This is a genomic window from Ureaplasma sp. ES3154-GEN (assembly GCF_025780075.1).
Taxonomy (GTDB): Bacteria; Bacillota_I; Bacilli_A; order Mycoplasmatales; family Mycoplasmoidaceae; genus Ureaplasma.
The window spans coordinates 129,596-139,327 of sequence record NZ_JAOXHM010000003.1 but is presented as its reverse complement, the minus strand read 5'-3'; the positions used below and the strand labels follow the sequence as shown (position 1 = coordinate 139,327).

6 protein-coding genes and 1 pseudogene are annotated in these 9,732 nt (G+C 30.9%); all 7 read left to right on the top strand.

Translation table 4 applies throughout. The features are described 5' to 3' along the window. Nucleotides 1-508: pseudogene (locus OF377_RS01640) on the top strand (hypothetical protein); the annotation flags it as partial. Nucleotides 509-590: 82 nt separating this feature from the next. Then, on the top strand, nucleotides 591-1,952 hold the full coding sequence (gene asnS / locus OF377_RS01635) for an asparagine--tRNA ligase (protein ID WP_263836166.1): 1,362 nt from the start codon (nucleotides 591-593) through the stop codon (nucleotides 1,950-1,952). Next, nucleotides 1,933-2,604, top strand: a complete 672-nt coding sequence (pgsA, locus tag OF377_RS01630) for a CDP-diacylglycerol--glycerol-3-phosphate 3-phosphatidyltransferase (RefSeq protein WP_263836165.1) — start codon at nucleotides 1,933-1,935, stop codon at nucleotides 2,602-2,604. The genes asnS and pgsA overlap by 20 nt, the downstream gene beginning before the upstream one ends. Before the next feature lie 40 nt (nucleotides 2,605-2,644). Then, a complete protein-coding gene (locus OF377_RS01625; protein WP_263836164.1) occupies nucleotides 2,645-3,625 on the top strand; it encodes an aspartate--ammonia ligase in 981 nt (326 codons plus the stop codon). Between the two features lie 31 nt (nucleotides 3,626-3,656). Further along, on the top strand, nucleotides 3,657-5,087 hold the full coding sequence (locus OF377_RS01620; protein ID WP_263836163.1) for an aldehyde dehydrogenase family protein: 1,431 nt from the start codon (nucleotides 3,657-3,659) through the stop codon (nucleotides 5,085-5,087). Next, the gene (locus tag OF377_RS01615) at nucleotides 5,087-5,884 is read left to right on the top strand and encodes a hypothetical protein (RefSeq protein WP_263836162.1); all 798 of its coding nucleotides are present in this window, start codon (nucleotides 5,087-5,089) and stop codon (nucleotides 5,882-5,884) included. Before OF377_RS01620 ends, OF377_RS01615 begins: the two co-directional genes overlap by 1 nt. A 347-nt stretch (nucleotides 5,885-6,231) precedes the next feature. Next, nucleotides 6,232-9,636 (top strand): hypothetical protein, encoded by a 3,405-nt coding sequence (locus OF377_RS01610; RefSeq protein ID WP_263836161.1) that lies wholly within the window; start codon nucleotides 6,232-6,234, stop codon nucleotides 9,634-9,636. The last annotated feature ends 96 nt before the right edge of the window (nucleotides 9,637-9,732 follow it).

Genomic DNA, 9,732 nt, shown 5'->3' with positions numbered 1-9,732 from the left:
AGTTGAAAAAATTGTTGAGGTTGAAAAACCAGTTGATGTTCTTAAAGAGGTTGAAAAAATTGTTTATGTTGACCGACCGGTTGAAGTTATCAAAGAAGTTGAAAAAATTGTTGAGGTTGAAAAACCAGTTGATGTTCTTAAAGAGGTTGAAAAAATTGTTTATGTTGACCGACCGGTTGAAGTTATCAAAGAAGTTGAAAAAATTGTTGAGGTTGAAAAACCAACAAAAATTCTTGAACAACAATCTAAAGTGGAAACAAATAAAACCCCTGTTCTTATTAACACAACACCTCAAAAACATAAAACAACACATTCTGTTCGTTATCGAAAATTGAAAAATGGTGGAATGAGTGAAGCTGGATTACGAATTCTAGAATTACTAAAAGAAACACAAAAAGAACAAATCGAAGCAAACGAAAAATACGAAGCAGAAATGCGAAGAAAAGAACAAAAACGAGAAGAACGTCGTCAAGCTCGTTTATTGAAAAAACAAGCGAAAAACCAATAATTTTTTTAAAAAGCAAAGGTTGTCTTTTGCTTTTTAGTTTTACTTATTTACTTATAGTTAAAAATGATATAAGGAGTCTTGAATGTCTATTAAAATTAAATCAATATTTGTAAACCCGGCAGCTTACGCTGATCAAACAATTACTGTCACAGGTTGAGTAAAATCCAACCGTGTATCCAAAAAATTAGGTTTTTTGGTAATTAACGATGGTTCTGATTTTTCAAATTTACAAGTGGTTTATAAAAATAATGAACTTGTTAATTTTGATGAAATTAAAAATGCTCGAATGTGAGCAGCAGTCAGAGTACAAGGGGAGTTAAAACTAACCCCTTCAAAACAACAGAGTTTTGAACTAGTTGCCCAAGAAATTCAATTACTAAAACAAAGTGATGAGGATTTTTTAATGAATAACAACGATTTAAACCCTGAAACATTACGCATGAACGCACACTTGCGAATTAGAACAAATACCTTCCATGCAATTATGAAAATCCGTTCTACCTTAGCATATGCAATTCATAAATTTATGAACCAAAATGATTTTAGTTGAGTTGCAGCACCACTGTTTACCGGAAACGATGCAGAAGGTGCGGGTGAAACTTTCACACTAAAACCAATTGATAATGAAGAATTTTTTGGTAAACCAACTTTTTTAACTGTCACTGGTCAATTACAAGCTGAGGCATATGCACAGGCATTAAGCAATGTTTATACTTTTGGTCCTACTTTCCGCGCAGAAAAATCACACACTAACCGACATCTAGCAGAATTTTGAATGATTGAACCAGAAATGGCATTTACAGATTTAAAAGGAATGCAAAATGTGGTTGAAAAACTAATTAAATTCGCTATTAGTGAGGTTCTAGTTAAAAACCCTAAAGAGTTAAGTTTCTTAGCTGATAAAAATGATCCAGATTTAATCAAACGCCTTCGTAAAGTTGTTGAAAGTGAATTTGTGCGTTTAGATTATAAGGACGCCATCACAATTTTACAAGAAGCTGTTTCAAAACAATGAGAATTTGAAAACAAAAATATTTTCTTTGGTATGGATTTAAATTCTGAGCACGAACGTTATTTATGTGAACAATACGTCCATGGTCCTGTATTCTTACAAAATTTTCCCAAAGCAATTAAAGCATTTTATATGAAACAAAATGATGATAACGAGACTGTAGCTGCAACCGATTTGCTTATACCTGCAATTGGCGAATTGGTAGGCGGTTCGCAACGAGAAGCGGATTACACAAAATTAGTCCAACGTTGTCAAGAGTTAAATCTGGATACAACTAGTTTACAATGATATTTAGATCTACGCCGATTTGGATATTATATGTCAGCTGGTTTTGGAATTGGTTTTGAACGTTTAGTAATGTATGTAACAGGGGTTGATAACATTAAGGATACAATCCCATTTCCACGTAGTCATGGCCAAATCAGTTTTTAAACCTAATCGCAACAAAATAATTAAGCACATCCCCAATATTATTACCTTTATCCGGATTGCATTTGCATTAATTGCAATTTTATTCTTACTAATTAATATTTATTTAGGATGAGATCTTCAATTTGTTTCAGGTGGATATACCATTAATATCGGTTCTTTTGCCACTTATATTTCAGGGTTGCAAATTGCGAGTGGAATTATTTTCTTAATTGCCGCAAGTACTGATTGGTTAGATGGGTATATCGCACGTAGATACAATGTTGAATCTACACTCGGTAAAATTATTGATCCCATTGCTGATAAAATCCTAATTAATGGCGTAGGGTTGTTACTAGCTTTTAATAATTCTGTCGTTGCATTCCTATTTGTTATTAACTTATTGCGTGACATTCTAATTGATGCCTTGCGAATTTATGCAGCAAGCAAAAAGATTCCGATCCACGCTAGCAAGTACGGAAAAATTAAAACTGTTTTGTTAATCGCTGGTTTTAGTTTCTCATTCTTTACTATTGGCATCAATACTAACAATAATCATTGGTTTGTTTATGTAATGAACATCATTAACTTTGTCGCAGTATTCTTTAGTATTTTTAGTGCCGTTTTGTACATCAAATCATTTATCAAAAACAAGCATCAACCAACAATAAATTAGCAGATTGCTAATTTATCTTTTTTTAATAGAAAGGATCTATATGATTTCAGAAGCACATAAAAAAATAAATTTGGTTCAAAAACAAATTATGGTTTTAAAAAACAGTTTTCAGACTTATTTTCAAAATGATATGAAAATGGTGAGGGTAACAGCCCCGCTATTTGTAACTAAGCAATCGGGTTTTAATGATGAGTTGGATGGCAAGCAACAACCAGTTACATTTCACGCTGCGCAAATTAATTTAGATTTACAGATTGTGCAATCACTTGCTAAATGAAAACGTTATGCCCTTCAGGCCTATGAATTTGATCTTTATGAAGGATTGTACACTGATATGAATGCAATTCGAGCAGATGATGAAATCGATCATAAGCATAGCATTTATGTGGACCAATGAGATTGAGAACAGCGCATAACAGCAAATGATCGAAACCAAGATTATTTGCAACAAACTGTTAAACAAATCTTTGATGTCTTAAAAAAAGTCGAAAATGATGTTTGTAAACAATTTAATTTGGAAAAACAATTACCTGATGATCTATTTTTCATTACTTCACAACAACTTGAAGATTTGTATCCTAATTTAACGCCTGATGAACGTGAATATCAGATTGTTAAAAAGCATCACGCTGTTTTTATTATGCAAATTGGTTATCCTTTAAAGTCTAATGTCGTACATTCTATGCGCAGTCCATCGTATGATGATTGAACGCTAAACGGTGATTTAGTAGTTTATCACCAAATTAATGATGAAGCGTTAGAATTAATGTCAATGGGTATTCGCGTGGATGCCAAAACCTTTAGTAAACAAACTAATAAAACCTTATCTACCCCCCAATTATCCGAATATGAACAATTAATCTTAAAAAACCAATTGCCCTATTCAATCGGCGGGGGAATCGGTCAGTCACGACTATGCATGTTTTTCTTACATAAACAACATATTGGGGAAGTTCAAGCTTCCGCTTGAACCACAGATTACATTAATTTGTGAAAAAAAAGAGGAGTAAAAATTTTATAATAATTATCATATAACATTGAAAGGAAAATCTATGTTTGAACCTAAACTTTTAATCAATGGTTCGTTTATTTCAACTAACGAAACAGTTGATATTTACAACCCATCAAATAATGAAGTGATCGCTCGTGTTCCTTTAATCAATGATCCCGTTGCGATTGATGATGTTTTTAAAAATGCTCATCTTGCATTTTTAGATTATCAAAAAACCAGTGTTACTACACGAGTTAATTTATTAAATAAATTTGCGGATGCAATCCTTACAAATAAGGAAGAATTAGCAAATTTATTAGTTCTAGAAATTGCTAAATCAAAAAAAGATAGTTTGAGCGAAGTTGTGCGTACTGCTGAATATATGTATGACACAATTAAGGCTTACGAAGAAATGATGAATAACCCATTATCTTTTGACGAGAAAATTTTAAATACACCAAATAAATCTGCCATTTATACTCGGGTTCCATTAGGAGTTGTATTGGCGATTTCTCCATTTAACTATCCATTAAATCTATTGATGACTAAGCTTGCCCCTGCATTAGTAGCCGGAAACACCGTTGTCTTTAAACCTGCCACTCAAGGTTCTTTAGTGGGATTAAAAATCGCTGAACTTGCTCAACAAGTTGGATATCCTAAAGGCACAGTTAACTCATTGATGACTAACGCACGATTAAACGGTGACCGTTTAGCAAGTAATGAATATGTACGTGTGATTAACTTTACCGGTTCAGCACCAGTAGGTAACCATCTAGCGACAGTTGCTAAACGTGCGAATATATTTTTGGAATTAGGAGGAAAAGATCCTGCCCTTGTGCTAGATGATGCAGATTTAAATAGTACTGCAGCTGAAATTATTAAAGGTGCTTTCTCGTACTCAGGGCAAAGATGTACTGCTATAAAACGAGTTTTTGTATCCCAAAAAAACCATGATGAACTAGTTAAATTGCTAAAAGAACATGCTTTAAAACTAACTGTGGGATTGCCTGAAAACAACTCTGATATTGTTCCTTTAATTAACAAAAAATCTGTTCAATACAATTTAGAGTTAATCAAAGACGCAGTTGATAAAAAAGCTGTCTTAATGACACAAGTTGAAGTCGATGAGGCACACAATTTATTATCACCAGTGTTAATTGATCAAGTTACACCTGATATGCGTGTTGCATGAGAAGAACCATTTGGACCAATTTTGCCAATTATTACTTATGAAAATGTTGAACAAGCAATTCAATGAATTAACCAAAGTGAATACGGTCTTCAAGGATCAATTTTCACAACAAACTACGAGCAAGCTGCTGTTTATGCAAACCAAATAGAAACCGGAACTGTAAATATTAACAAAGCTTCTTCTCGAGGACCCGATCTTTTACCATTCCTTGGGGTTAAGAATTCAGGCTTTGGAGTTCAGGGTGTAAAGGATGCATTGATCTCAGTGACAAGTCTTAAGGGTTTAGTAATTAATAAATAATGTCGCTTTCCAAAGCTAAAAAAATAAAAATTTTTGCTTTTTCGTTTGGAATCGGGTTGTTGGCAACCGGAACAATTGCTATTACTGCAAGTTGTGCCAATAATAAAGAATCTTTATATTGGTTAGAAAAATATCCTTATTCACACAATTGGTACTCTAAAGATCACCATTTTAATGTTAAATTTAATGTCAATGAAAATTTTAGCCAGCAGATGTTAAAAAGAAATCAGTTAGAAATTTATCAAAGTATGATTGATGATTTTCAAACTGCTTATGGTTACAATTTAACAAGCATTAACCAACAAAAAATAAAGATCAATTTTTTACAAAACCAAATTGATCAACTTAAGGCTCATCAGGCAAATAATACATATAATGCTTCTGATTTATTAACATTAAATCATATAATACTAAATTTTGATTTAATTATTTATACAGGTCTTGAATTAGAACATCTAGCAAATGTACAAAAAAACTCATTTATCCGTTATGTATCTTTATATGATCAATTAACTAAACTTTTGGTTAGAAATCTTGATGAAGAGTTAGACCAATCAATCGAAGAGATCAAACAACAAACCAACAAGAAAAATGACCAATTAATACATGATAGTGAATATGTTCAGGATTTTGATCAACGTAAGCGTTTTATTCAAGAACAAAGAAACTTTAATCAACAAACAGAAAATACAACAATTGAACATTTACGTAACCATTTCTACAAAATTAAAGCCATTTATAATAAACGACTGAAAATAGTTCAAAAAGTATTAGCAACTTACAACTTCCAGAGATAACTTTTTGGTTATTAAACCTATAAATTTACTTAAAAACTCACTTTTAAAATAAAAAAGTGAGTTTTTCTTTTTATTTATGATATAGTTTTTTTATAAGATATTAAAGGAATTAAAGATTCATGACTGAAAATATGCTATCTCGCACAAAGAAGATTACGCATAATTGCTTTATGATTTACTACATGATTAGTAAATGTTTTTGTTTTCAGAATTTGAGTCATAATAATTAGTTGGGTCGTGTTTTCCCGATCGACAAATATAACATTGTAGTTATTAGGTAATCATTTTTGAAAACTAAATGACCACAATGTTTTTTTATTCTTTAAAAAACAAATGAAAGAGGATTTATGAAGAAAAAAACCAAACTGTGAACCATCGGTTTAACCCCTATTTTACTACTCCCAGCAATCGCTGCTGCTTGTAGTCCAAGAAACAATAAGAACAATGATTCAAACACCGAGCTAAACCAATTAACAATTAGTTTATTTAAAACTGGCGCATATATTGATCAGTTAATGGATGAACGAACATATAATGGTTTAAATGCTGATGATAAAGAAAAATTAAAATCAGCCGCAACTACTTTGAACAATCGTTATTTAACTTTATTAAACCAATATAAAACTAATAGTTTAAACGAAACTGAATTAAATACTTTATTAAATGATGTTAAGGATCAATTATTAGGTTTAAGCAAAAAAACTTCTAATAGTACCGTTAAAACAGAGTTAGAACAAACGTTAACTGATTTGCGAGCTGAAGTTGTCAATTTGCGTAAGCAAAATGCAACCGCGAATGAAAAAGCCGCTAATTTAGAAGAAGAAAAAGCCAATTTAATAAAAGAACATACAGATGCAATCAACGCTTTGAATGAACAATTAAAAGAAGCAGTTGATAAGGCCGTTGACCCTAACCTAGTATTATTGGCAAAAACTGAAACTTCAGCAAAAATCTTTTTACAAAACCTACAAGATTTCTTATTTGATGATTTTTTAGCAAATTTAAAAAGCCAATACCCTGAAGCTTATGCTTCAAATGAATCTTTAATTAATAAGATTTATGAAAGTTTCTCTGCGACAACTCCAACTCTTTTAAAATTAACTGAAAATTACAAAAATTTATTTCAGTTTGAAAGTATGATTCTTAACTACGTGCAACGAATTGCTTTATTAATGGTTTATACAACTCCAGAAAACCAAACTGTAAATACTACAACTACTGCAAGTAATTATATGAATATGATTTTTGATTGACGAATCAATGATCTACAAAGAGCTATTGATGCAGCTACTGCAAAAGAAGTTAACAGTTTTAACGGAGATGATGAAACAGCGAAACAAGCTGCAAAAAATGAATTATTAAAAAAATATAGTACACTAAAAAATTTTTACGAACGAATTAAAACAAGCAGTGAAACATTACAAAAACAAATTAGTTTGTTTAACATTATCGAAGGAGAACAATACTTTGGCAGTATGTTAAGTCAGGATAAAAAAACTTTTAAAGACTTGCCAGATGTTAAATTAACCCCATTTCCGATTCTGCAACAAATTACAGACGAAGCATTCTTAAAAAAAGCATTGTTCGAATTTACGCAAACTGCGAATATGTTTACAAGTTTTATCAATGAAAAAGGAAACAAATTCATTCGTTCCGTTAAATATGATAACTTATACAAATTATTTGTAAAGAATGTTAACGAATTAATTAACCTTGTGCGTAACAAAGACCAATTAAAATACTTTAACGACTTGGTTTATGAACAAGATTTAGATAAATTACTTCGTAAAGCAAAAGACTTGTACTACCAATTGGTTCAAATCGATGTTGAGGATGAGACACAAAAGTACACTACAATGGTTGATGAAGCGTTAATGGTGACCGCAACCGAAAATTTCAATGCTTGGTTTAGAAATAACGTTATTAACAAACGAAATAGTCTTGACGAAGAGGATAGTAAACGTACTTATATCTGACAACCATTTGCAGTATTAGTAAACCAGGAAATTAATCGTTTACGAAACTGAAATCCAACTGATTTTACTTCTGCATTTGCGCGTTATAATGCTTTTAAATTACTAGAACGTCGAGTTAAATTAACTTATCAATTATTAAATTTCTACACTTTAACAAATGATGATTTAAATAGTCCAGAATTAAAAGAATTATTAAAATATGATTTAAGCGCAAAAATTGGAAAACAAATTACAGATAGTCAGAATAGAATTGCTGAATGAAAAAAACAATACAACGATATTAATGCCCTTGTAAATAGTTTATTTACTGTTGCAACAAATGAACAGGAAACAGACACACCAGCATATCGTTTGTATGTTGAAACGCAATTAAACAATGCAACAAGTATGAAAAACACATTAGTTGAAAAAACAAATTCTAATGGTGAATGAGAATACATATTCGATGATGCAGAAAAAGCAAAATTATTAGAACTTCTCAACGATGTTGTAAATGCTTGAACTAGTGTGAATACAAACAAAGAAAATAAAGAACTTGATACTTTAAAACAAGAAACAACAGCTGTACAAACCGCTTATAACAACTTATTAAATGCCCTAAATGGCAACAAGAATCCAACTAGTGTCTATGGAATCTTTAATGCATATATTATAACTAATGCTTTCTCTGACGATGAAAATGTTAAAGCATATGAATTACTTGCAGAAATTAAAACAACTTTAGATACTTTTGCAACACAAACTTTTGAAAGTAAAGAAGCAATTCAAACACTACTAAATGAATGAAAAACAAAAGCAAATGAATTAAAAACCAAATTAGAACAATCAACTGAATACGAAAAAGCATTTAATCCTTACTACGATGATTTCACACTAAAAAATAAACTATTAACTTTTGCAACTGATTTAGAATCTAAAATTACTGCTGCATTAGAAGTTTATGAATCAGCATCTAAGGAAGATCTTGAAACTCGTGTTAACCAAATCCTAAACACAGTTAAAGAACTACGTGATAATTACGGAACACCAGAAGAAAATAAAACAGCTCCATTATGAAAAACACACCTTGATTTTATTGCTGACGAGGAAACAAATTTACAAAGTTTAGAACGTAAAAAAACAAAAAACGCTAAACTCGCTTTATTTGCCCCGGGGCAAGAGTTATACGTTTTGGCTCGTTATTTTAAAAATAATAATCTAAGTAATTTAGAAAGCATTATGCTTCCTGATAGATACCAAGACGTTCAACTAAAAACTTATTTACGTGATGCTTTTGAAAGTGTTAAATCTAATGAAATAACTCAAAGTATTTGAAGTTTAGATAACTCTGAAAATTCAATTGAAGTGGATTTGGAAAACACAGATGAAGCAAATACAAAACGAACGGAAGTTTATAATAATATTGTTAGTTTAGAAAATGCATATGCAACAAGTATTATTGCTTTACTAAATGCGCAAAAAAATAACGAAGACACACAAACGGCATTAAGTGACTTCAATACAAAACGTACTGCATACTATACATATCTAAACGGATTACGCGCAGAAAATGTTTATTTAACAAATAAATTTGCTCGTTTCTCAGCTGATATTTATAAACCTTTTGAAAATAGCAACGAACAAGGATTTACACCATTTGCATTAATTTATAATTACGCAACTATGGTTGCAGCAAACGAGTTAATGGTAGAACTAAACAGTCAATTTATTAACCCAACTAGCACTACCAACGAAGCACAACCAACAGGTGAAGCAGCAAATAAAGAGACTAATTAATTATTTAACTACTAAATGACATCAAAAGATGTCATTTTTTAATCAAAAAAATTAATAAAATAAATAGTTAAAAACATACAAAATCTTTTTATTTTA